This window comes from Aeromonas rivuli (genome assembly GCF_020149575.1).
Taxonomy (GTDB): domain Bacteria; phylum Pseudomonadota; class Gammaproteobacteria; order Enterobacterales; family Aeromonadaceae; genus Aeromonas; species Aeromonas rivuli.
In genome coordinates this window covers 4,017,501-4,037,001 of the sequence record NZ_CP079742.1, presented here as the reverse complement: position 1 = coordinate 4,037,001, position 19,501 = coordinate 4,017,501, and the positions used below count along the sequence as shown (strand labels likewise).

At 55.6% G+C, this 19,501-nt stretch carries 32 protein-coding genes (1 of these 32 running past the window's edge); 30 read left to right on the top strand and 2 right to left on the bottom strand.

What is annotated here, in order from left to right:
- Positions 1-2,328: a Tex family protein gene (locus KYK33_RS18610; protein WP_224431460.1), complete on the bottom strand. Its 2,328-nt coding sequence runs from the start codon at positions 2,326-2,328 to the stop codon at positions 1-3.
- A 94-nt stretch (positions 2,329-2,422) separates the two neighbouring features.
- On the opposite strand from KYK33_RS18610, the gene greB reads away from it, so the two are divergent.
- The 3 genes from greB (at position 2,423) to envZ (ending at position 5,026) form a co-directional block, all read left to right on the top strand.
- Positions 2,423-2,935 (top strand): transcription elongation factor GreB, encoded by a 513-nt coding sequence (gene greB / locus KYK33_RS18605; RefSeq protein ID WP_042042658.1) that lies wholly within the window; start codon positions 2,423-2,425, stop codon positions 2,933-2,935.
- A 67-nt stretch (positions 2,936-3,002) separates the two neighbouring features.
- The gene (gene ompR, locus KYK33_RS18600) at positions 3,003-3,722 is read left to right on the top strand and encodes an osmolarity response regulator transcription factor OmpR (RefSeq protein ID WP_005890831.1); all 720 of its coding nucleotides are present in this window, start codon (positions 3,003-3,005) and stop codon (positions 3,720-3,722) included.
- Positions 3,719-5,026, top strand: a complete 1,308-nt coding sequence (envZ, locus tag KYK33_RS18595) for a two-component system sensor histidine kinase EnvZ (RefSeq protein WP_224431459.1) — start codon at positions 3,719-3,721, stop codon at positions 5,024-5,026. The genes ompR and envZ overlap by 4 nt, the downstream gene beginning before the upstream one ends.
- 62 nt (positions 5,027-5,088) lie before the next feature.
- On the opposite strand, the gene KYK33_RS18590 is transcribed toward envZ, so the two are convergent.
- Positions 5,089-6,003, bottom strand: a complete 915-nt coding sequence (locus KYK33_RS18590; RefSeq protein ID WP_224431458.1) for a DMT family transporter — start codon at positions 6,001-6,003, stop codon at positions 5,089-5,091.
- A gap of 377 nt (positions 6,004-6,380) precedes the next feature.
- Between KYK33_RS18590 and rpsJ the strand changes: the two genes are divergently transcribed.
- The 27 genes from rpsJ to KYK33_RS18455 all read left to right on the top strand — a co-directional run.
- Entirely contained in the window at positions 6,381-6,692 is a 312-nt protein-coding gene (rpsJ, locus tag KYK33_RS18585) for a 30S ribosomal protein S10 (RefSeq protein ID WP_005307944.1), read from the top strand.
- A 21-nt stretch (positions 6,693-6,713) separates the two neighbouring features.
- Positions 6,714-7,346 carry a 50S ribosomal protein L3 gene (gene rplC, locus KYK33_RS18580; protein WP_042042661.1) on the top strand — a complete coding sequence of 211 codons (633 nt, stop codon included), beginning with the start codon at positions 6,714-6,716 and terminating at the stop codon, positions 7,344-7,346.
- A gap of 17 nt (positions 7,347-7,363) precedes the next feature.
- On the top strand, positions 7,364-7,969 hold the full coding sequence (gene rplD, locus KYK33_RS18575; protein WP_005890881.1) for a 50S ribosomal protein L4: 606 nt from the start codon (positions 7,364-7,366) through the stop codon (positions 7,967-7,969).
- Positions 7,966-8,268 (top strand): 50S ribosomal protein L23, encoded by a 303-nt coding sequence (gene rplW, locus KYK33_RS18570; RefSeq protein ID WP_005319747.1) that lies wholly within the window; start codon positions 7,966-7,968, stop codon positions 8,266-8,268. Before rplD ends, rplW begins: the two co-directional genes overlap by 4 nt.
- 15 nt (positions 8,269-8,283) lie before the next feature.
- Entirely contained in the window at positions 8,284-9,105 is an 822-nt protein-coding gene (gene rplB, locus KYK33_RS18565; protein WP_042042663.1) for a 50S ribosomal protein L2, read from the top strand.
- 22 nt (positions 9,106-9,127) lie between these two features.
- Complete coding sequence (rpsS, locus tag KYK33_RS18560; protein ID WP_005307960.1) at positions 9,128-9,406, top strand: 30S ribosomal protein S19; 279 nt, start codon at positions 9,128-9,130, stop codon at positions 9,404-9,406.
- A 10-nt stretch (positions 9,407-9,416) separates the two neighbouring features.
- Positions 9,417-9,761, top strand: coding sequence for a 50S ribosomal protein L22 (gene rplV, locus KYK33_RS18555; RefSeq protein WP_005890899.1), 345 nt, complete (start codon positions 9,417-9,419; stop codon positions 9,759-9,761).
- A 3-nt stretch (positions 9,762-9,764) separates the two neighbouring features.
- On the top strand, positions 9,765-10,475 hold the full coding sequence (rpsC, locus tag KYK33_RS18550) for a 30S ribosomal protein S3 (RefSeq protein WP_005890900.1): 711 nt from the start codon (positions 9,765-9,767) through the stop codon (positions 10,473-10,475).
- A 13-nt stretch (positions 10,476-10,488) separates the two neighbouring features.
- On the top strand, positions 10,489-10,902 hold the full coding sequence (gene rplP, locus KYK33_RS18545; RefSeq protein WP_005307963.1) for a 50S ribosomal protein L16: 414 nt from the start codon (positions 10,489-10,491) through the stop codon (positions 10,900-10,902).
- Positions 10,902-11,093 carry a 50S ribosomal protein L29 gene (gene rpmC, locus KYK33_RS18540; protein ID WP_005319733.1) on the top strand — a complete coding sequence of 64 codons (192 nt, stop codon included), beginning with the start codon at positions 10,902-10,904 and terminating at the stop codon, positions 11,091-11,093. The genes rplP and rpmC overlap by 1 nt, the downstream gene beginning before the upstream one ends.
- Positions 11,093-11,341, top strand: coding sequence for a 30S ribosomal protein S17 (gene rpsQ, locus KYK33_RS18535; RefSeq protein ID WP_005890905.1), 249 nt, complete (start codon positions 11,093-11,095; stop codon positions 11,339-11,341). Before rpmC ends, rpsQ begins: the two co-directional genes overlap by 1 nt.
- Before the next feature lie 147 nt (positions 11,342-11,488).
- The gene (rplN, locus tag KYK33_RS18530; RefSeq protein WP_005890908.1) at positions 11,489-11,857 is read left to right on the top strand and encodes a 50S ribosomal protein L14; all 369 of its coding nucleotides are present in this window, start codon (positions 11,489-11,491) and stop codon (positions 11,855-11,857) included.
- An 11-nt stretch (positions 11,858-11,868) separates the two neighbouring features.
- Positions 11,869-12,186 (top strand): 50S ribosomal protein L24, encoded by a 318-nt coding sequence (rplX, locus tag KYK33_RS18525; RefSeq protein ID WP_005890910.1) that lies wholly within the window; start codon positions 11,869-11,871, stop codon positions 12,184-12,186.
- Positions 12,187-12,199: 13 nt separating this feature from the next.
- Complete coding sequence (gene rplE / locus KYK33_RS18520) at positions 12,200-12,739, top strand: 50S ribosomal protein L5 (protein WP_005890912.1); 540 nt, start codon at positions 12,200-12,202, stop codon at positions 12,737-12,739.
- A gap of 10 nt (positions 12,740-12,749) precedes the next feature.
- Positions 12,750-13,055 carry a 30S ribosomal protein S14 gene (gene rpsN / locus KYK33_RS18515; RefSeq protein WP_005319722.1) on the top strand — a complete coding sequence of 102 codons (306 nt, stop codon included), beginning with the start codon at positions 12,750-12,752 and terminating at the stop codon, positions 13,053-13,055.
- 19 nt (positions 13,056-13,074) lie between these two features.
- Positions 13,075-13,467 (top strand): 30S ribosomal protein S8, encoded by a 393-nt coding sequence (gene rpsH / locus KYK33_RS18510; protein ID WP_005890915.1) that lies wholly within the window; start codon positions 13,075-13,077, stop codon positions 13,465-13,467.
- Between the two features lie 13 nt (positions 13,468-13,480).
- A complete protein-coding gene (rplF, locus tag KYK33_RS18505) occupies positions 13,481-14,014 on the top strand; it encodes a 50S ribosomal protein L6 (protein ID WP_005890917.1) in 534 nt (177 codons plus the stop codon).
- 9 nt (positions 14,015-14,023) lie between these two features.
- Complete coding sequence (gene rplR, locus KYK33_RS18500; protein WP_005890919.1) at positions 14,024-14,377, top strand: 50S ribosomal protein L18; 354 nt, start codon at positions 14,024-14,026, stop codon at positions 14,375-14,377.
- Positions 14,378-14,391: 14 nt separating this feature from the next.
- Entirely contained in the window at positions 14,392-14,892 is a 501-nt protein-coding gene (gene rpsE / locus KYK33_RS18495; protein WP_005890922.1) for a 30S ribosomal protein S5, read from the top strand.
- A 6-nt stretch (positions 14,893-14,898) separates the two neighbouring features.
- Entirely contained in the window at positions 14,899-15,078 is a 180-nt protein-coding gene (rpmD, locus tag KYK33_RS18490; protein ID WP_005307985.1) for a 50S ribosomal protein L30, read from the top strand.
- Between the two features lie 2 nt (positions 15,079-15,080).
- Positions 15,081-15,518: a 50S ribosomal protein L15 gene (gene rplO / locus KYK33_RS18485; protein WP_005890925.1), complete on the top strand. Its 438-nt coding sequence runs from the start codon at positions 15,081-15,083 to the stop codon at positions 15,516-15,518.
- An 8-nt stretch (positions 15,519-15,526) separates the two neighbouring features.
- On the top strand, positions 15,527-16,855 hold the full coding sequence (secY, locus tag KYK33_RS18480; protein WP_005890927.1) for a preprotein translocase subunit SecY: 1,329 nt from the start codon (positions 15,527-15,529) through the stop codon (positions 16,853-16,855).
- Between the two features lie 27 nt (positions 16,856-16,882).
- Complete coding sequence (rpmJ, locus tag KYK33_RS18475) at positions 16,883-16,996, top strand: 50S ribosomal protein L36 (RefSeq protein WP_005319705.1); 114 nt, start codon at positions 16,883-16,885, stop codon at positions 16,994-16,996.
- A gap of 139 nt (positions 16,997-17,135) precedes the next feature.
- Positions 17,136-17,492, top strand: coding sequence for a 30S ribosomal protein S13 (gene rpsM, locus KYK33_RS18470; RefSeq protein WP_005307991.1), 357 nt, complete (start codon positions 17,136-17,138; stop codon positions 17,490-17,492).
- A gap of 14 nt (positions 17,493-17,506) precedes the next feature.
- Complete coding sequence (gene rpsK, locus KYK33_RS18465) at positions 17,507-17,896, top strand: 30S ribosomal protein S11 (RefSeq protein ID WP_005319702.1); 390 nt, start codon at positions 17,507-17,509, stop codon at positions 17,894-17,896.
- A 39-nt stretch (positions 17,897-17,935) separates the two neighbouring features.
- Positions 17,936-18,556, top strand: a complete 621-nt coding sequence (rpsD, locus tag KYK33_RS18460) for a 30S ribosomal protein S4 (protein WP_005890929.1) — start codon at positions 17,936-17,938, stop codon at positions 18,554-18,556.
- Between the two features lie 25 nt (positions 18,557-18,581).
- Positions 18,582-19,501 carry the 5' portion of a DNA-directed RNA polymerase subunit alpha gene (locus KYK33_RS18455; protein WP_005307997.1) on the top strand. It continues 70 nt past the right edge of the window, so only the first 920 of its 990 coding nucleotides appear in the window; the start codon lies at positions 18,582-18,584; its stop codon lies off the right edge, out of view.

Genomic DNA, 19,501 nt, shown 5'->3' with positions numbered 1-19,501 from the left:
CTATTTTTTAGCCTTCGCAAACGCGGCCGCAAAGGCGTTGCCGAAGGCGGCATTCTCGGCCGGTTTGCTGCCTGGCTGTGGGGGGCGAGCCGGTTTGGCAGCTTGCCCCCGGGGCGCCGCCCGGTCGTTTGTCTCTGCTCTGGGCTTGCGTCCCCCCTGATCGCCGGCCTGCTGATCCAGGCGCATGGTCAGGCTGATGCGTTTGCGGGGGGCATCCACCTCCAGCACCTTGACCCTGACCACGTCCCCTGTCTTGACCACCTCGCGGGGATCCTTGATGAAGCGATCGGTCAGGGAGCTGATATGCACCAGGCCATCCTGATGGACCCCTATGTCGACGAAGGCGCCGAAGTTGGTGACGTTGGTGACCACCCCTTCCAGCACCATCTCGGGTTGCAGGTCGCTTATCTTCTCCACCCCCTCCTTGAAGGTAGCGGTCTTGAACTCGGGACGGGGATCCCGGCCCGGCTTGTCCAGCTCGCCAATGATATCGGTGACAGTCGGCACCCCGAATTTGTCATCGACATAGTCGGCTGGCTTGAGGCTACGTAGCAGGGGGCCGTTGCCGAGCAGGTCGTCTACCGCCTGCTGGAGCTGCGCCAGGATCCGTTCCACCACAGGGTAAGACTCGGGATGCACCGCCGAGCCATCGAGGGGATGAGTGCCGCCACGAATGCGCAGGAAACCGGCACACTGCTCGAACGCCTTGGGGCCGAGTCGACTCACCTTGAGCAACTGCTGGCGGCTCTTGAAGGCGCCATGTTCATCACGGTAAGCCACTATGTTCTGGGCCAGGGTCTGGGAGAGGCCGGAGACCCGGGTCAGCAACGGTACCGAGGCGGTATTCACATCCACACCGACCGCATTCACGCAATCTTCCACCACGGCATCGAGCTTGCGGGCCAGCTGGCTCTGACCGACATCATGCTGATACTGGCCCACCCCTATGCTCTTGGGATCTATCTTGACCAGCTCGGCCAGGGGATCTTGCAGGCGGCGGGCGATGGAGACGGCGCCGCGGATGGAGACATCAAGACCCGGAAACTCCTGGGAGGCGAGCTCGGAGGCGGAGTAGACGGAGGCACCCGCCTCGCTGACCACGATCTGCTGAGCACGGGCCTCCGGGTAGCGTTTGAACAGTTCAGCCGTCAGGCGATCCGTCTCGCGGGAGGCGGTGCCATTGCCGATACTGACCAGCTCTACCTTATGCTTGACGCAGAGATCGCGCAGGGTGGTCAGGCTCTGTTCCACCTGCTTTCTCGGCTCGAAGGGATAGATGGTAGCGCTATCGACCAGCTTGCCGGTGGCGTCGACCACTGCCACCTTGACCCCGGTGCGGATGCCGGGATCCAGCCCCATGGTGCAACGCATGCCGGCCGGCGCCGCCATCAGCAGATCCTGGAGATTCATGGCGAACACCTTGATCGCCTCTTCTTCGGCCTGTTCGCGGACTTGGCCGATGAGCTCGGTCTCCATCTGCAAGGAGAGTTTGATGCGCCAGGTCCAGCTCACCACCCCTTGCAGCCACTTGTCGGCGGGACGGCCCTGGGCCTTGACGCCAACCTGCTGGGCGATGATGCCCTCGCAGGGGTGGCTGGCCTCATCCTCACCCACTATCAGCGCCAGATTGAGCATCCCTTCGTTGCGGCCACGCAACATGGCCAGCACCCGATGGGAGGGGGCCTTGTGTAGCGGTTCGTCATGTTCGAAGTAGTCCTTGAACTTGGCTCCCTCCTGCTCCTTGCCCTCGACCAGCCGGGCGCGCAGGGTGGCGTTGTGCCACAGATAATCGCGCAGCCGGGCGAGCAGGGGGGCTTGCTCCGCGAAGCGCTCCATCAAGATGTAGCGGGCACCGTCGAGGGACGCCTTGGTATCGGCTATGCCAGCCTCGATATTGATAAAGGCGGCGGCCTCTCGCTCGGGATCCAGATTGGGATTGGCGAACAGGCGATCGGCCAGGGGTTCCAGCCCAGCCTCTATGGCCATCTGCCCCTTGGTGCGGCGTTTGGGTTTGTAGGGCAGGTAGAGATCTTCGAGGCGGGTCTTGGTATCGGCCTCGCCCAAAGCACGGGCCAGTTCCGGGGTCAGCTTGCCCTGCTCCTTGACGGAGTTGAGGATCACCTGGCGCCTATCTTCCAGTTCGCGCAGATAACCGAGCCGGGTTTCCAGGGTGCGTAGCTGGCTGTCATCCAGCCCTTCGGTGACCTCCTTGCGGTAGCGGGCGATGAAGGGCACGGTGGCCCCTTCGTCCAGCAGGCGGATGGCGGCTTGTACCTGCTGTGGGCGGGCATTCAGCTCGCTGGCTATCTGTCGTTCTATGGTTTGCATCTGTGCTCTGGGTCTCCATGGTCACTGGCTGGCGGCTCGCGGGCCCACCCCACGCGGGGTTAGAATAGAACCCAAGTGGCAAGGACATGTAAAGATGAAAAAAAGCGATTATATCACCCGTGAAGGGTGGCTCGAACTGGATCGGGAATTCAAGACCCTCTGGAAGGAGGAGCGGCCCAGGGTGACGCAGGCGGTGTCTGAGGCCGCGGCCCTCGGCGACCGATCCGAGAATGCCGAGTACATCTATGGCAAGAAGCGACTGCGGGAAATAGACCGGCGGCTGCGCTTTCTTGGCAAGCGGCTCGATGCCCTCACCATAGTGGATCCCAGCCCCCAGCAGCAGGGGCGGGTCTTCTTTGGCGCCTGGGTTGAGCTGGAAGATGAAGCCGGTCAGCGGGTGCGCTATCGATTGGTGGGGCCCGACGAGTTCAACCTCTCTGAAGGCAAACTCAGCGTGGACTCCCCCCTGGCGCGTGCCCTGCTCAAGAAACAGGTCGATGACGAGGTGGAGGTGAGCACGCCGTCCGGCTTGCAGTTCTGGTATATCAACGAAATCCGTTACAGCCCCTTCGAGGCGCGGGCAACGCTCCCAAGCAATAACCGGTAACACTTTTCGTCTTGGCCGGGGCAGGGCAAGCGCCTAGGATGACCCCTCATGGGTAAGGAGAGGCAAAATGAGTCAGCAATACAAGGTGTTGGTGGTCGATGATGACCTCAAGCTGCGGGCCCTGCTGGAGCGTTATCTGAGCGAACAGGGGTTCGGGGTGCGCGGCGTCGCCAATGGTGAGCAGGCCGATCGCCTGCTGGCGCGGGAGAACTTCAGCCTGATGGTGCTCGATCTCATGCTGCCCGGGGAAGATGGCCTCTCCATCTGTCGCCGTCTGCGCGAAGCGGGCAACCAGATCCCGGTGTTGATGCTCACCGCCAAGGGGGACGAGGTCGATCGCATCGTCGGCCTGGAGATGGGCGCCGATGACTATCTGCCCAAGCCGTTCAACCCGCGGGAATTGCTGGCCCGGATCCGTGCCGTGCTGCGCCGCCATCAGGTGGAGCTGCCAGGTGCCCCCTCCGCCACCGAGAAGGTCGTCAGCTTTGGTGCCTACCGCCTCGATCTCGCGACCCGGGAGCTGACCCGGGACCATGAGCCCCTCTCCCTGACCAGCGGCGAGTTCGCCGTGCTCAAGGTGCTGGTCAGTCATCCCCGTGAGCCGCTATCCCGTGACAAGTTGATGAATCTGGCCCGTGGCCGGGAATATACCGCCACCGAGCGCAGCATCGATGTGCAGGTGTCGCGCCTGCGTCGCTTGCTGGAGCAGGATCCGGCCCAACCCAGGTATCTGCAGACCGTCTGGGGTCTGGGCTATGTGTTTGTACCGGACGGAGAGAGCCGATGAGGCGCACGACCAGCATGTTCTCCCGTACCCTCTGGTTTCTGGGCTCGGTGCTGTTGGTCTATCAGCTGGTCTCCTATGCCGCCTTCTACAACTATCTGCTGGAGCCCACGGTCAAGCAGATCAGTCACCTGCTGGCCAATCAGGTCAAGCTCATCTTCCCCGCCGAACTGGACGGTACCCTGCCCGATGAAGCTGAGGCCCTGGTCCACATGGCGACGGGCATCGATATTTACAGTCAGCACGAGGCTGAGCAGCACGGCCTGAAGATGGCCAAGCGTTATGAATATCTGGAGGAGGGGATCAGTCATGAGCTGGGCGGCCCGGCCCAGGTCCGGGTGGAGATCCAGGATCACTACATCATCTGGATCCAGCCGCCCCAGGCGAGCGAGATCTGGCTGCGGGTGCCGCTCACCGAGATAGATGATGACGACATTCAGCCACTGCTCCTTTATCTGAGCATATTGCTGGTAGTGGTGCTGTTTGGCGCCTGGCATTTTGCCCGTCAGTTGATGCACCCGCTCGAGGCGCTGGAGGCGGGGGCTGTCGCCGTGGCAAGGGGACAATTCCCCGATGCACTGCCCGAGAAGGGCTCGCGGGAGCTGCGCCGGCTGACCCGCAGCTTCAACCACATGTCCCATTCCATCAAGGATCTGATCGAGGAGCGTAACCTGATGATGGCTGGCGTCTCCCACGATTTGCGCACCCCGCTCACCCGCATCCGTCTCGCCACCGAGATGATGTCGTCCCGGGAAGAGGGACTCAAGGAGAGTATCAACGCCGACATCGATGAAACCAATGCCATCATCGATCAGTTCATCGACTACATAAGACCGGCTGGCGAGGTCGAAACCCGGACCACCGACCTGACCCAGCTGATCCACGATGTGCTGCTGCTACAGGGGGATCAGGGACTGGAATTGGAGCTGGCCCTGCCAACCGAGGCCGTGCTGGTCGAGTGCCACCCCCTTGGCTTGCGGCGGGTGCTCAATAATCTGTGCGGTAATGCCCAGTGTTATGGCGCCACTCGGGTACATTCTGAGCTGAGGGACGATGGTCACTGGGTCCGCCTGCGGCTGTCCGATGATGGCCCGGGCATCCCGGAGGGAGATTATCAGCGGGTGCTCAAACCCTTCACTCAGGGCAGCCTGGCGCGCACCGGAGGGGGCAGTGGCCTGGGGCTCGCCATCGTCGCCAAGATAGTGGCGCAGCACCACGGCACATTGCGGCTCGGCGTCTCGATGTGGGGCGGCTTGCTGGTCGAGATCCGCCTGCCCAAACAGCAGCCCCTGGAGTGGGTTGACTAATGGGGTGAATCTAGAGACAGAGAGGGGGCCAATGGCCCCCTCTCTGTTATCCGGGATCTTGCTCAGGCATCTGGCGCGGCTGGTTGGCGGTAGCGTTTGCCGTATTTGAGCTGCTGTACCAGCAAGGCGATGACGATGAGAGCCAGGCCTATGGGGGTGGCCGGATGTATCTCCTCGCCGATCAGCAGGTTGAGCAGGATCAGGGAGGCGAAGGGGGAGATGAAGATAAGATTGCTGAGCGGCGCCGTGTCCGTGGCACTGCGCATGGCCATCAACCAGAGTACGAAGCCAAAGCCCATCTCGAACAGCCCGACATAGATGGCGCCAGCCCAGCCTTGCCAGGCGGTCATGCGGAAGTCGGCCAGCCACCAGGTCGCCACCAGAATGAGCGGCAGGCTGAGCAGGAAGCCGAGCAACAGACTGACGATGGGATCCCCCTGATTACGGGTGTTGAGGATCCAGTAGCCCGCCCAGATCAGGGTAGAGAGCAGTGCCAGCCCCACGCCGAGCGGGCTGTCGAACTGCAGGCCGAGCAGATCACCCTTGGTGGCGATCACCAGGGCGCCGAAGTAGCCGAGCAGTATGGCCACCCCATCCCGGCGGCGCAGTTTCTGACCGAGGAAGGGCACGGCCAGCAGACTCAGGCTGATGGCCCAGGTGTAGTTGATGGTCTGCGCCTGTTGCGCCGGCAGCAGGTCATAGGCTTTGAACAACAGCAGGTAATAGAGGAAAGGATTGAGAGTGCCCAGCGCCAGATAATAGAGAGGGCGCTCTCGCAAATAGAGCCCCAGCAGCGGCAGCTTACCCTGTTTGAGCACCAGGGCACCCAGAGCCAGGGTCGAGGTGAGGGCGGCGACCAGTAGCAGTTGTACCGGCTCGAAGTAACGCAGCGACAGCTTGAAGGCGGTGGCAACCGTGGACCAGAGTGCCACGGCGCACAGACCGTATTGATAGGCTCTCTTCTGATTTTTCAACATACTGCAGATCCTTGCATGATCAGCTGAAGGGGCAATTGGCTCCGCAGTCTAGCAGTCTGACCTCGCTACTGTCGTTAGCTGGATGGGATTGGCGGCTGTCCGGAGGTCTGGCTCTCCGGGGAGAACCATTGCGGGTAAAAATTGCGCACTATCTGCACGAGTCAGCTTGCGCCAATTGAAAATATCCGTATAATTCCCCCCGCTTACCCATGAGGTAAGCCAGACGATATGTCTGCATGCTGAGCTTCCCGTTTACGAGTTGCCAGCCTTACAGTCCTCCCGATATGGGGGGAAACGTGAAAAATCACACCTCTGGCGGGATAATTTCCAGTCGGGCGGTGTTGATTTATGTTCTTTTATCTATTGGAGCTCTGTCAATGCAGAACCAAAGAATCCGTATTCGCCTGAAGGCTTTTGATCATCGTCTGATAGATCAGTCCACAGCGGAAATCGTTGAAACTGCAAAGCGCACTGGCGCGCAGGTTCGCGGTCCTATCCCGCTGCCGACTCGCAAAGAGCGCTTCACCGTCCTGATCTCCCCGCACGTCAACAAAGATGCGCGTGATCAGTACGAGATCCGCACTCACAAGCGTCTGGTAGACATCGTTGAGCCGACTGACAAGACCGTAGACGCCCTGATGCGTCTGGATCTGGCAGCCGGTGTAGACGTCCAGATCAGCCTGGGCTAATTACGGAAAGGATTGATAACAATGACAATCGGTCTTGTAGGTCGCAAAGTGGGTATGACTCGCATCTTCACTGAAGATGGCGTTTCTATCCCGGTGACTGTTATCGAAGTTGAAGCTAACCGTGTAACTCAGGTCAAATCTGTAGAAACCGATGGCTACAACGCTATTCAGGTTACCACTGGCGCCAAAAAAGCCAGCCGTGTGACCAAGCCGGAAGCGGGCCACTTCGCCAAAGCTGGTGTAGAAGCCGGTCGTGGTCTGTGGGAATTCCGTCTGAACAACGGTGAAACTTTCACTGTTGGCGGCGAGTTGAAAGTAGATCTTTTCGCTGACGTTAAGCTGGTAGATGTTACTGGCACATCCAAGGGTAAAGGTTTTGCCGGTACTGTTAAGCGCTGGAACTTCCGCACCCAGGATATGACCCACGGTAACTCCTTGTCTCACCGCGCTCCGGGTTCTATCGGTCAGAACCAATCCCCGGGTAAGGTATTCAAGGGCAAAAAGATGGCTGGTCACATGGGAGCTGAGCGTGTAACGACTCAGAACCTGGAACTGGTTCGTGTTGACGCTGAACGCAACCTGCTGCTCATCAAAGGTGCAGTACCGGGTGCTACCAACGGCAACGTGATCGTCAAACCTGCCGTTAAAGCGTAACGTCTGAGGAGATAGTAATGGAATTGGTAATGAAAGACGCCAAGAGCGCTCTTGAAGTTTCCGAGACTACCTTCGGGCGCGAATTCAACGAAGCTCTGGTTCACCAGGTCGTCGTTGCATATGCCGCAGGTGCCCGTCAGGGTACTCGCGCGCAGCTGACTCGCTCTGAAGTGTCTGGTGGCGGCAAAAAGCCGTGGCGTCAGAAGGGTACTGGTCGTGCCCGTGCTGGCTCCATCCGTTCGCCTATTTGGCGTTCCGGTGGTGTGACTTTTGCTGCTAAGCCGCAAGATCACAGCCAAAAAGTAAACAAGAAGATGTACCGCGGCGCTATCCGTAGCATCCTGTCCGAGCTGGTACGTCAAGAGCGCCTGATCGTTGTCGAGAAATTCGGCATCGAAGCGCCGAAGACCAAAGAACTGATCGCCAAGCTGAAAGAGATGGAACTGAAAGACGTTCTGATCGTGACTGCTGAAGTCGATGAGAACCTGTTCCTCGCCGCTCGCAACCTGTACAAGGTCGATGTGCGTGACGTAGCCGGTATCGACCCCGTCAGCTTGATCGCTTTCGACAAGGTTCTGATGACTGCTGATGCAGTTAAGCAAATCGAGGAGATGCTGGCATGATCCGCGAAGAGCGTCTGTTGAAAGTTCTGAAGGCTCCGCATATCTCTGAAAAGAGCACCATGGTCGCCGAGAAGCAGAACACTATCGTGTTCAAAATTGCTGTCGACGCCACCAAGGCGGAAGTCAAAGCTGCAGTTGCGAAACTGTTCGAGGTCGAAGTTGAGACCGTCCGTACCCTGAACATGAAGGGTAAGACCAAGCGCTCAGGTGCGCGTGTAGGCCGTCGTTCCGATTGGAAAAAGGCTTATGTGACCCTGAAAGCTGGTCAGGACATCGACTTCATGGGCGCAGCCGAGTAAGAGGAGTTCTGAAAAATGGCAATCGTTAAGTGCAAGCCTACTTCTCCGGGCCGCCGCCACGTCGTTAAGATCGTCAACCAAGAGCTGTACAAGGGCAAGCCCTTCGCCGCTCTGCTGGACAGCAAAAGCAAGTCCGGTGGTCGTAACAACAACGGTCGTATCACTACCCGTCATATCGGTGGTGGTCACAAGCAGCATTACCGTATCGTCGACTTCAAACGCGACAAAGACGGCATTCCTGCCAAAGTAGAGCGTCTGGAATACGATCCTAACCGTACCGCTAACATCGCCCTGGTGTTGTATGCAGACGGTGAGCGTCGTTACATCCTGGCCCCTAAAGGCCTGAAAGCTGGCGATCCGATCGCTTCTGGTGCTGATGCTGCCATCAAGGTGGGTAACTCCCTGCCGATGCGCAACATCCCGGTCGGTTCTACCGTTCACGCCGTTGAGATGAAACCTGGTAAAGGTGCCCAGCTGGCTCGTTCCGCTGGTACTTTCATCCAGATCCTGGCTCGTGAAGGTAACTATGTAACTCTGCGTCTGCGTTCCGGCGAAGTACGTAAAGTTCTGTCCGAGTGCCGCGCTACCATCGGCGAAGTGGGTAACTCCGAGCACATGTTGCGTCAACTGGGTAAAGCCGGTGCCAACCGCTGGCGTGGTATTCGTCCGACCGTTCGCGGTATGGCGATGAACCCGGTTGATCACCCGCACGGTGGTGGTGAAGGTCGTAACAAGGGCATGCAGCCTGTGTCCCCTTGGGGCCAGAAGGCTAAGGGCTTCAAGACCCGTAAGAACAAGCGTACCGACAAGTACATCGTACGTCGTCGTAACAAGTAATTGTTAACATAGAGGAATCACCATGCCACGTTCTCTCAAGAAGGGTCCATTTATTGACCTGCACTTGCTGAAGAAGGTAGAGAAAGCGGTGGAAAGCGGGGATAAAAAGCCGGTTAAAACCTGGTCCCGTCGCTCAATGATCATCCCGAACATGATCGGTTTGACCATCGCTGTCCATAATGGTCGTCAGCACGTTCCGGTTTTCGTTACCGAAGAAATGATCGGTCACAAACTGGGTGAATTCGCACCGACTCGTACTTATCGCGGCCATGCTGCTGATAAGAAGGCTAAGAAGCGCTAAGGGATAAATGATGGAAGCTATCGCTAAACACCGTTATGCCCGTACTTCTGCCCAGAAAGCTCGTCTGGTAGCCGATCAAGTACGTGGTCTGTCCGTAGACAAGGCTCTGACTCTCCTGACCTTCAGCCCGAAAAAGGCTGCAGTGCTGGTGAAGAAGGTGCTGGAATCTGCCATTGCAAACGCTGAGCACAACGAAGGCGCCGATATCGACGCCCTGCGTGTTGCTACTATCATGGTCGACGAAGGTCCTTCCATGAAGCGCATCCGTCCTCGTGCCAAAGGTCGCGCGGATCGTATCCTCAAGCGTACCGCTCACATCACTGTAGTGGTATCCGACGCTAAGGCTGGGAGATAAGCAATGGGTCAGAAAGTACATCCTAATGGCATTCGCCTGGGTATTACCAAGCCTTGGAATTCTACCTGGTTCGCGAACACCAAAGACTTCGCTGACAACCTGTACAGCGATTTCCAAGTACGCCAGTTCCTGACCAAGGAGCTGAAAAACGCTTCCTTGTCCAAGATCACCATCGAGCGTCCGGCCAAGAGCATCCGTGTGACCATTCACACCGCTCGTCCGGGTGTCGTGATCGGCAAGAAAGGCGAAGACGTTGAGAAACTGCGCAAAGCTGTCGCCGCTATCGCTGGCGTGCCTGCACAGATCAACATTTCCGAAGTCCGCAAGCCGGAGCTGGATGGCAAACTTGTTGCTGACAGCATCACTTCCCAACTGGAACGTCGCGTAATGTTCCGTCGTGCTATGAAGCGCGCCGTACAAAACGCAATGCGCCTGGGTGCCAAGGGCATCAAAGTGGAAGTGTCTGGTCGTCTGGGCGGCGCTGAAATCGCGCGTACCGAATGGTACCGTGAAGGTCGTGTGCCTTTGCACACCCTGCGTGCCGACATCGACTACGCAACTTCTGAAGCCCACACCACCTACGGTGTGATCGGCGTTAAGGTTTGGATCTTCAAGGGCGAAGTTCTGGGTGGTCTGGCTGCAGTTAATGCTGCCGCTGCTCAAGAGCAAGCTCCTGCGAAGCCCAAGCGCGATAACAAACGCCGCGGTAAGTAAGGAGATTCGGTAAATGTTGCAACCAAAGCGTACTAAATTCCGCAAGACCCATAAGGGTCGTAACCGCGGTCTGGCCAACTCTGGTAACGAAGTATCCTTCGGTACCTTTGGCCTGAAGGCGACATCCCGTGGTCAACTGACTGCTCGTCAAATCGAAGCAGCCCGTCGTGCCATGACCCGTCACGTCAAGCGTCAGGGTAAAATCTGGATCCGTGTGTTCCCGGACAAACCCATTACCGAAAAGCCCCTCGAAGTTCGTATGGGTAAAGGTAAGGGTAACGTCGAATACTGGGTATGCCCGATCCAACCTGGCAAGGTTCTGTACGAGATGGACGGTGTTCCCGAGGCTCTGGCCCGTGAAGCATTCGCCCTGGCCGCTGCTAAGCTGTCCGTTCAGACCACTTTCGTAATTAAGACGGTGATGTGATGAAAGCTCAAGATCTGCGTCAAAAGAGCGTCGATGAACTGAACCAGGAGCTGCTGGGTCTGCTGCGTGAGCAATTCAACATGCGCATGCAAGCTTCCACTGGCCAACTGGCTCAGACTCACACTCTGAAGCAAGTGCGTCGTGATGTCGCACGTATCAAGACTGTACTGACTGAGAAGGCAGGTGCGTAATGACTGACAAAATCCGTACTCTGCAAGGTCGTGTAATTAGCGACAAGATGGATAAATCCATCACCGTCGCTATCGAGCGCAAGGTAAAGCACCCGATCTACGGTAAGATCATCAAGCGCACTACCAAGCTGCACGTACACGATGAGACCAACGAGTGTAAAGCTGGCGATCTCGTGGAAATCCGCGAGTGCCGTCCGCTGTCCAAGACCAAGTCTTGGACCCTGGTCGGGATCCTGGAAAAGGCTTAATCAGCCTTTTGTAGTCCAAACGGCCCCCATCGGGGGCCGTTTGTTTTTTAGGCTACCTTTTCCAATTTCTCTGTGTTATAGTTTCGCGCCTTTTGAAGGCAGCCAGATCCCGTAAGGGATAAGAAGTAAACAAAGCGGAGCACTAAAATGATCCAGATGCAAAGTATGCTGGGTGTAGCCGACAACTCCGGCGCTCGCAGTGTAATGTGTATTAAGGTTCTGGGTGGCTCGCACCGCCGTTATGCCGGCATCGGCGACATCATCAAAGTTTCCATCAAGGAAGCCATTCCTCGCGGTAAAGTGAAGAAAGGTGATGTATATAACGCGGTGGTCGTACGCACCCGTAAAGGCGTTCGTCGTCCGGACGGCTCAGTCATCCGTTTCGACAACAATGCGGCTGTTTTGCTTAACGGCAACCAACAGCCAATCGGTACTCGTATTTTTGGCCCGGTGACCCGTGAACTCCGTAATGAGAAGTTCATGAAGATTGTGTCCCTGGCACCCGAAGTACTGTAAGGAGTCGAACGATGGCAGCTAAAATCCGTCGCGAAGACGAAGTGATAGTTCTTACCGGCAAAGACAAGGGCAAGCGTGGCAAAGTCACTCAAGTTCTGATTGCTAAAGGTAAGGTTCTCGTGGAAGGCATCAACCAGGTGAAGAAACACCAGAAGCCGGTACCCGCTTTGGGTCAGGCTGGCGGTATCGTCACCAAAGAAGCCCCCCTCGATGTTTCAAATGTAGCACTGTTCAACTCTGCCACTGGCAAGGCTGACCGTGTTGGTTTCCGGATTGAAGACGGCAAAAAAGTTCGTTTCTTCAAGTCTACCGGCGAACTTGTGAAGTAATTGGAGTTTAACGATGGCGAAACTGCATGATTACTACAGATCCGATGTAGCACAAGAACTGTCAAAGCAGTTCGGTTACAAGACGATCATGCAAGTCCCTCGGATCGAGAAAATCACCCTGAACATGGGTGTTGGTGAGGCGATTTCTGATAAGAAACTGCTGGAAAATGCTGCTGCCGATATGGCTGCCATTTCCGGTCAGAAGCCGCTGATCACCAAAGCTCGCAAATCTGTTGCGGGCTTCAAGATTCGTGAAGGCTACCCGATAGGTTGTAAAGTAACCCTGCGTGGCGAGCGTATGTGGGAGTTCCTGGAACGGCTGATCTGCATCTCCGTACCGCGTATCCGTGACTTCCGTGGCCTGAATGCTAAAGCGTTCGATGGTCGTGGTAACTACTCCATGGGCGTGCGTGAGCAAATCATCTTCCCGGAAATCGACTATGACAAAGTCGATCGCGTCCGTGGTCTGGATATCACCATCACCACTTCCGCGAATACCGATGAAGAAGGCCGTGCTCTGCTGGCTGCCTTTAACTTCCCATTCCGCAAGTAAGGTTAGGGTTATGGCTAAAACATCCATGAAAGCACGTGAAGCAAAGCGTGCGAAGCTGGTAGCCAAGTTCGCCACTAAGCGAACCGAGCTGAAAGCTATCATCGTTGATATGAACGCTTCTGAAGAAGCGCGTTGGGATGCTGTCTTGCAACTGCAACAGCTGCCCCGTGATTCCAGTCCGTCCCGCCAGCGTAACCGTTGCAATATTACTGGTCGTCCGCACGGTTTCCTGCGCAAGTTTGGCCTGTCTCGCATCAAGGTGCGTGAGCATGCCATGAAGGGCGAAATTCCAGGTCTCAAAAAGGCCTCTTGGTAAGAATCTCGGGAGTTAGACTATGAGCATGCAAGATCCGATCGCGGACATGCTGACCCGCATCCGTAACGGTCAAGCGGCGAGCAAAGTTGCGGTTTCCATGCCTTCTTCCAAGCTGAAAGTGGCTATCGCCCACGTGCTGAAAGAAGAAGGTTACATCACTGGCTACTCCGTAGCTGGCGATGTGAAACCGGAACTGGAAATTGAACTGAAATATTTCCAGGGCAAACCGGTTGTAGAACTGATCCAACGCGTAAGCCGTCCCGGCCTGCGTATTTATAAGCGCACTACTGACCTGCCGAAAGTTATGGGCGGTCTCGGTGTTGCTATCGTGTCCACGTCTAAAGGTGTGATGACTGACCGTGCAGCTCGTAAAGCTTGCATGGGCGGTGAGATCATCTGCTACGTCGCTTAATAGGAGGTAGGATATGTCTCGTGTTGCTAAGGCACCCGTCACTATTCCTGCTGGCGTAGAGGTGACTCTGAACGGTCAGGAACTGTCCATCAAAGGTGGTAAAGGTTCCCTGGTTCGTTCTATTCACGCCGGTGTAGAAGTGACCAAAGAAGACAATGTACTCAAGTTCGCCCCGCGCGACGGCTCCACTGGTGCCGACGCTCAGGCTGGTACTGCACGTGCATTGGTCAACAACATGGTAATCGGTGTTACCCAAGGCTTCGAGCGTAAGCTGCAGCTGGTTGGTGTAGGTTATAAAGCCTCCATCAAGGGCAATGCTGTCGCGCTGGCCCTGGGCTTCTCTCACCCGGTTGAGCATGCGCTGCCGGCTGGTGTGACCGCTGAGTGTCCTACTGCTACTGAGATCATTCTCCGTGGTGTAGACAAGCAGATGGTTGGCCAAGTCGCCGCCGATATCCGTGCTTACCGCGCTCCGGAGCCCTACAAGGGCAAGGGTGTACGCTATGCCAACGAGCAAGTGCGTACTAAAGAAGCTAAGAAGAAGTAAGGTAACACTATGGACAAGAAAGCAGCTCGTCTCCGTCGTGCTACTCGTGCTCGGAAGAAGATGCAGGAACTGGGAGCAACCCGTCTGGTTGTTCACCGTACCCCGCGTCATATCTACGCGCAGGTAATCGCAGCCAACGGTTCCGAAGTTCTGGCCTCTGCTTCCACAGTAGAGAAAGCCATCAGTGAAGCAATCAAGTACTCCGGTAATGCAGATGCAGCTACCGCAGTCGGTAAAGCTATCGCTGAGCGAGCTATCGCCAAAGGCATTCAGAACGTATCTTTCGATCGTTCCGGTTTCAAGTATCACGGTCGTGTAGCCGCTCTGGCTACCGCTGCTCGTGACGCTGGTCTTCAGTTCTAAGCTAGGAGTCGAAGATGGCTAAAGTCGAATCTCAAGCCGGCGAACTGCAAGAAAAGCTGATTGCAGTAAACCGTGTTTCGAAAACTGTTAAAGGTGGTCGTATCATGTCCTTCACCGCGTTGACCGTGGTGGGTGATGGTAACGGCCGTGTAGGTTACGGTTACGGTAAGGCCCGTGAAGTTCCCGCCGCTATTCAAAAAGCGATGGAACAGGCTAAACGTAACCTGAGCAAGGTAGAACTGAACAATGGCACTCTGCACCACCCGGTGCAAGGCGTTCACTCCGGTTCCACCGTGTTCATGAAGCCGGCCTCTGAAGGTACTGGTATCATTGCAGGCGGCGCCATGCGTGCTGTGCTGGAAGTTGCTGGTATCCACAACGTGCTGGCAAAGACCTACGGTTCCACTAACCCGATCAACGTTGTTCGCGCAACTGTAGACGCTCTGGTACAGGGTCAATCCCCGGCCCAGATCGCTGCCAAGCGTGGTCTGCGCGTTGAAGAAATTCTGGGGTAATGCGACATGGCTAACACTGTAAAAGTAACTCAAACGCGCAGCTCTATCGGCCGTCTGCCTAAGCATAAGGCGACTCTGCGTGGTCTGGGTCTGCGTCGCATTGGTCACACCGTTGAGCTGGAGGATACTCCTTGCGTCCGTGGTATGATCAACCAGGTTTACTACATGGTTAAGGTGGAGGGCTAAGCATGCGTCTGAACACTCTGTCTCCGGCCCCAGGCTCTAAGTCTGTCAAGCACCGTCCAGGCCGTGGTATTGGTTCTGGTCTGGGCAAGACTGGTGGTCGTGGTGTTAAAGGTCAGACCTCTCGTTCCGGTGGCGGTAAAGTCCGCGCTGGTTTCGAAGGCGGCCAGATGCCTTTGAAAATCCGTCTGCCGAAGTTCGGTTTCTTCTCTCGCAAATCTTTGGTTTCTGCCGAAGTGCGTCTGAACGAAATCGCCATGGTAGAAGGTGATGTGGTCGATGTGAGCACTTTGAAGCAAGCCGGCGTTCTGACTAAGAACATCGTTTTCGCTAAAATTGTTCTGTCTGGCAACATTGACCGTGCTGTGACCGTTCGTGGTGTGTCCGTCACCAAAGGTGCACGTGCAGCCATCGAGGCCGCTGGCGGTAAAATCGAGGAATAATCAGTACAATGGCTAAGAAACCAGGATTGGATGTTAAAGCGCAGGGTGGTCTGAGTGAACTGAAGAGCCGTCTGCTCTTCGTTCTCGGGGCGATTATCGTTTTCCGTGCAGGCTCTTATGTGCCGATTCCTGGTATTGACGCCGCCGTACTGGCCGAGTTGTTCCAGCAACAGAAGGGCACCATCATTGAGATGTTCAACATGTTCAGTGGTGGTGCACTCTCGCGTGCTTCTATTCTTGCGTTGGGGATCATGCCGTACATTTCGGCGTCGATCATCATCCAGTTACTGACCGTGGTTCATCCCGCTCTTGCTGAACTCAAGAAAGAAGGTGAATCCGGCCGTCGCAAGATCAATCAGTATACCCGCTGGGGTACATTGATTTTGGGAACCTTCCAGGCCATTGGTATCGCAACCGGTCTGCCGAATATGATGCAAGGACTCGTGACTCATCCGGGTTTGGGCTTCTATTTCACGGCGGTTGTGAGTCTGGTTACCGGCACCATGTTTTTAATGTGGTTAGGTGAACAGATTACCGAGCGTGGTATCGGTAACGGCATCTCGTTGATTATTTTCACCGGGATCGTTGCTGGGCTGCCTCATGCCATTGGTGCTACGGCCGAACAGGCACGTCAAGGGGAATTGCACATCCTGCTGTTGTTGTTGCTGGGCTTGATTGTTTTCGCAGTGACTTACTTTGTGGTGTTCGTAGAGCGTGGTCAGCGTCGTATCGTCGTTAACTATGCAAAACGTCAACAAGGCCGCCAGGTATTTGCCGCGCAAAGCACACACCTGCCATTGAAAGTGAATATGGCCGGTGTGATTCCTGCGATTTTCGCATCCAGTATCATCCTCTTCCCAGGGACCATCACCTCTTGGTTTGGTCAGGGCGAGGGCAAGGTAGCAGACGTTCTGCAGCAGGTCTCTATGGTCCTGCAGCCGGGTCAGCCCTTGTATGAGATGCTGTATGCAGCAGCCATTATCTTCTTCTGTTTCTTCTATACTGCGTTGGTGTTCAATCCACGCGAGACGGCAGATAACCTGAAGAAGAGTGGAGCCTTTATCCCGGGGATCCGCCCGGGCGAGCAGACAGCACGTTATATCGATAAGGTTATGACTCGCCTGACATTGGCAGGTGCACTCTATATAACCTTTATCTGTCTGGTACCCCAGTTCCTGATGACTGCCTGGAACGTACAGTTCTATTTCGGCGGCACTTCGCTGCTGATTATCGTGGTGGTTATCATGGACTTCATGGCTCAGGTACAAACCCATATGATGTCTCATCAATATGGCGACGTCCTGAGGAAGGCCAACCTGAAGGGCTACGGCCGCTAAAGGTCGGCGTAGTTACGGAGTTAAGCAATGAAAGTTCGTGCTTCCGTTAAGGCAATCTGCCGTAACTGCAAAATCATCAAGCGTCACGGTGTGGTGCGTGTGATTTGCAGCGAGCCAAAGCATAAACAGCGCCAAGGCTAATTTTTTACGGTTAGGACTTGCAACAAACAGTTGTGCTGGCTAATATAGCCAGCCAACTTTTGTTGTGTATTGGTTGACCGCCACGTATCCGCTCACGGGCTTTGTGGTGGTCGTTATCTACTCTATGTAGGAGTGAACAGTGGCCCGTATCGCTGGCATTAACATTCCTGACCATAAACATGCAGTCATTGCGTTGACTGCGATTTATGGCGTCGGTCGTACCCGCTCCAAGGCCATTTGTGCCGCAGCCGGTATCGCTGAGAATGTGAAAATTAAAGACTTGGACGAAGCTCAGATCGAGAGTCTGCGCGAGCAAGTAGGTAAATTCACCGTTGAAGGTGACTTGCGTCGTCAGATATCCATGAACATCAAACGCTTGATGGATCTGGGTTGCTACCGTGGTTTGCGTCACCGTCGTAGCCTGCCTGTTCGTGGTCAACGTACCAAGACCAATGCTCGTACCCGTAAGGGTCCGCGCAAGGCTATCAAGAAGTAACGGGAAGGTAGAAAATGGCTAAAACTCCGACTCGTGCTCGCAAGCGCGTTAAAAAGCAAGTGAGCGACGGTATTGCACACGTTCATGCATCTTTCAACAACACAATCGTGACCATTACTGACCGTCAGGGCAATGCTCTGTCATGGGCTACCTCTGGTGGTTCAGGTTTCCGTGGTTCCCGTAAGTCCACTCCGTTTGCTGCCCAGGTAGCTGCTGAGCGTGCTGGTGAGATCGCCAAAGAATACGGCGTGAAGAACCTGGAAGTCATGGTCAAAGGTCCGGGTCCCGGTCGTGAGTCCTCCATCCGCGCGCTGAACGCGGCTGGTTTCCGCATCACTAATATTACTGATGTGACTCCGATCCCGCACAACGGTTGTCGTCCTCCCAAGAAGCGCCGCGTATAACGCTGTTGCTTATTGGTCTAGGATTGTTGGAGAAAGAAGATGGCAAGATATATCGGTCCTAAGCTTAAGCTTAGCCGTCGTGAGGGCACCGACCTCTTCCTGAAGTCAGGTGTTCGTGCGATAGATTCCAAGTGCAAGATTGACACTGCTCCTGGTCAACACGGTGCGCGTAAAGCGCGTCTGTCTGACTACGGCGTGCAACTGCGCGAGAAACAAAAAGTTCGTCGTATCTACGGCGTATTGGAAAAACAGTTCCGCAACTACTACCGTGATGCTGCCCGTCAAAAAGGTAACACCGGCGAAAACCTGTTGCAGCTGCTGGAAGGTCGTTTGGATAACGTCGTTTATCGCATGGGCTTTGGCGCTACCCGCGCTGAATCACGTCAGCTGGTGAGCCACAAGGCTATCCTGGTAAACGGTCGCGTTGTTAACATTCCTTCTTTCCAGGTTTCCCCTGAGGACGTGATCTGCGTTCGTGAGAAGGCTAAGAAGCAAGCGCGTATCAAAGCTTCCCTGGAAGTTGCTGGTCAGCGTGAGAAGCCGACTTGGGTAGAGGTTGATACCGCTAAAATGGAAGGTGCTTTCAAGCGCCTGCCAGAGCGTTCTGACCTGTCTGCCGACATTAACGAGCAGCTGATCGTCGAGCTTTACTCCAAGTAAAGCTAGCTTCTAAAGAGAGGACACAATGCTGGGTTCTGTAACAGATTTTCTTAAGCCGCGGCTAGTTGACATCGAGCAAGTTAGCCCGACTCACGCAAAAGTGACTCTTGAGCCACTTGAGCGTGGTTTTGGTCACACGCTGGGTAATGCCCTGCGTCGTATTTTGCTGTCATCTATGCCCGGTTGTGCAGTCACAGAAGTCGAGATCGACGGCGTGCTGCATGAGTACAGCAGCAAAGAAGGTGTACAGGAAGACATTCTTGAAATCCTGCTCAACCTGAAAGGTATCGCTGTGAAGCTGGAAGGCAAGGACGAGGTAACTCTGTCCCTGACCAAGTCTGGAACAGGCCCCGTTACCGCAGGTGATATCACTCACGGTGATGAAGTCGAGATTGTTAACCCGGAGCACGTAATCTGCCACCTGACTGGTGCAAACGCTGAGATCAGCATGCGCCTGAAAGTTCAGCGCGGTCGTGGTTATGTGCCTGCTTCTGCTCGTGTTCACAACGATGATGAAGAGCGTCCTATCGGTCGCCTGTTGCTGGACTCTGCGTTCAGCCCCATCGTTCGTATTGCCTACAATGTTGAGGCAGCACGTGTGGAACAGCGTACCGACTTGGACAAGCTGGTCATCGACATGGAGACCAATGGTACTCTGGATCCTGAAGAAGCTATCCGTCGTTCTGCCACTATTCTGGCTGAGCAACTGGAAGCCTTCGTGGATCTGCGCGATGTCAGCGTGCCCGAGAAGAAAGAAGAGAAACCCGAGTTCGATCCGATCCTGCTGCGTCCTGTCGATGATTTGGAGCTGACAGTTCGTTCTGCGAACTGTCTGAAGGCAGAAGCTATCCACTATATTGGTGATCTGGTACAGCGTACCGAGGTTGAGTTGCTTAAGACTCCCAACCTCGGTAAGAAGTCCCTGACTGAGATCAAGGATGTGTT

Excerpts from the sequence above, each read along its gene's own strand:
- KYK33_RS18610 (WP_224431460.1), bottom strand. The coding sequence starts at position 2,328 with ATGCAAACCATAGAACGACAGATAGCCAGCGAGCTGAATGCCCGCCCA.
- rpsK (WP_005319702.1), top strand. The coding sequence starts at position 17,507 with ATGGCTAAAACTCCGACTCGTGCTCGCAAGCGCGTTAAAAAGCAAGTG.
- rpmD (WP_005307985.1), top strand. The coding sequence starts at position 14,899 with ATGGCTAACACTGTAAAAGTAACTCAAACGCGCAGCTCTATCGGCCGT.
- rplV (WP_005890899.1), top strand. The coding sequence starts at position 9,417 with ATGGAAGCTATCGCTAAACACCGTTATGCCCGTACTTCTGCCCAGAAA.
- rplC (WP_042042661.1), top strand. The coding sequence starts at position 6,714 with ATGACAATCGGTCTTGTAGGTCGCAAAGTGGGTATGACTCGCATCTTC.
- rplE (WP_005890912.1), top strand. The coding sequence starts at position 12,200 with ATGGCGAAACTGCATGATTACTACAGATCCGATGTAGCACAAGAACTG.
- rpsH (WP_005890915.1), top strand. The coding sequence starts at position 13,075 with ATGAGCATGCAAGATCCGATCGCGGACATGCTGACCCGCATCCGTAAC.
- rpsC (WP_005890900.1), top strand. The coding sequence starts at position 9,765 with ATGGGTCAGAAAGTACATCCTAATGGCATTCGCCTGGGTATTACCAAG.
- rpsN (WP_005319722.1), top strand. The coding sequence starts at position 12,750 with ATGGCTAAAACATCCATGAAAGCACGTGAAGCAAAGCGTGCGAAGCTG.
- rplB (WP_042042663.1), top strand. The coding sequence starts at position 8,284 with ATGGCAATCGTTAAGTGCAAGCCTACTTCTCCGGGCCGCCGCCACGTC.
- rpsE (WP_005890922.1), top strand. The coding sequence starts at position 14,392 with ATGGCTAAAGTCGAATCTCAAGCCGGCGAACTGCAAGAAAAGCTGATT.
- secY (WP_005890927.1), top strand. The coding sequence starts at position 15,527 with ATGGCTAAGAAACCAGGATTGGATGTTAAAGCGCAGGGTGGTCTGAGT.
- rplN (WP_005890908.1), top strand. The coding sequence starts at position 11,489 with ATGATCCAGATGCAAAGTATGCTGGGTGTAGCCGACAACTCCGGCGCT.
- ompR (WP_005890831.1), top strand. The coding sequence starts at position 3,003 with ATGAGTCAGCAATACAAGGTGTTGGTGGTCGATGATGACCTCAAGCTG.
- rpmC (WP_005319733.1), top strand. The coding sequence starts at position 10,902 with ATGAAAGCTCAAGATCTGCGTCAAAAGAGCGTCGATGAACTGAACCAG.
- envZ (WP_224431459.1), top strand. The coding sequence starts at position 3,719 with ATGAGGCGCACGACCAGCATGTTCTCCCGTACCCTCTGGTTTCTGGGC.
- rplP (WP_005307963.1), top strand. The coding sequence starts at position 10,489 with ATGTTGCAACCAAAGCGTACTAAATTCCGCAAGACCCATAAGGGTCGT.
- rplX (WP_005890910.1), top strand. The coding sequence starts at position 11,869 with ATGGCAGCTAAAATCCGTCGCGAAGACGAAGTGATAGTTCTTACCGGC.
- rpmJ (WP_005319705.1), top strand. The coding sequence starts at position 16,883 with ATGAAAGTTCGTGCTTCCGTTAAGGCAATCTGCCGTAACTGCAAAATC.
- rplR (WP_005890919.1), top strand. The coding sequence starts at position 14,024 with ATGGACAAGAAAGCAGCTCGTCTCCGTCGTGCTACTCGTGCTCGGAAG.
- rplW (WP_005319747.1), top strand. The coding sequence starts at position 7,966 with ATGATCCGCGAAGAGCGTCTGTTGAAAGTTCTGAAGGCTCCGCATATC.
- rplF (WP_005890917.1), top strand. The coding sequence starts at position 13,481 with ATGTCTCGTGTTGCTAAGGCACCCGTCACTATTCCTGCTGGCGTAGAG.
- rpsD (WP_005890929.1), top strand. The coding sequence starts at position 17,936 with ATGGCAAGATATATCGGTCCTAAGCTTAAGCTTAGCCGTCGTGAGGGC.
- KYK33_RS18590 (WP_224431458.1), bottom strand. The coding sequence starts at position 6,003 with ATGTTGAAAAATCAGAAGAGAGCCTATCAATACGGTCTGTGCGCCGTG.
- rpsQ (WP_005890905.1), top strand. The coding sequence starts at position 11,093 with ATGACTGACAAAATCCGTACTCTGCAAGGTCGTGTAATTAGCGACAAG.
- rplO (WP_005890925.1), top strand. The coding sequence starts at position 15,081 with ATGCGTCTGAACACTCTGTCTCCGGCCCCAGGCTCTAAGTCTGTCAAG.
- greB (WP_042042658.1), top strand. The coding sequence starts at position 2,423 with ATGAAAAAAAGCGATTATATCACCCGTGAAGGGTGGCTCGAACTGGAT.
- rpsS (WP_005307960.1), top strand. The coding sequence starts at position 9,128 with ATGCCACGTTCTCTCAAGAAGGGTCCATTTATTGACCTGCACTTGCTG.
- rpsJ (WP_005307944.1), top strand. The coding sequence starts at position 6,381 with ATGCAGAACCAAAGAATCCGTATTCGCCTGAAGGCTTTTGATCATCGT.
- rplD (WP_005890881.1), top strand. The coding sequence starts at position 7,364 with ATGGAATTGGTAATGAAAGACGCCAAGAGCGCTCTTGAAGTTTCCGAG.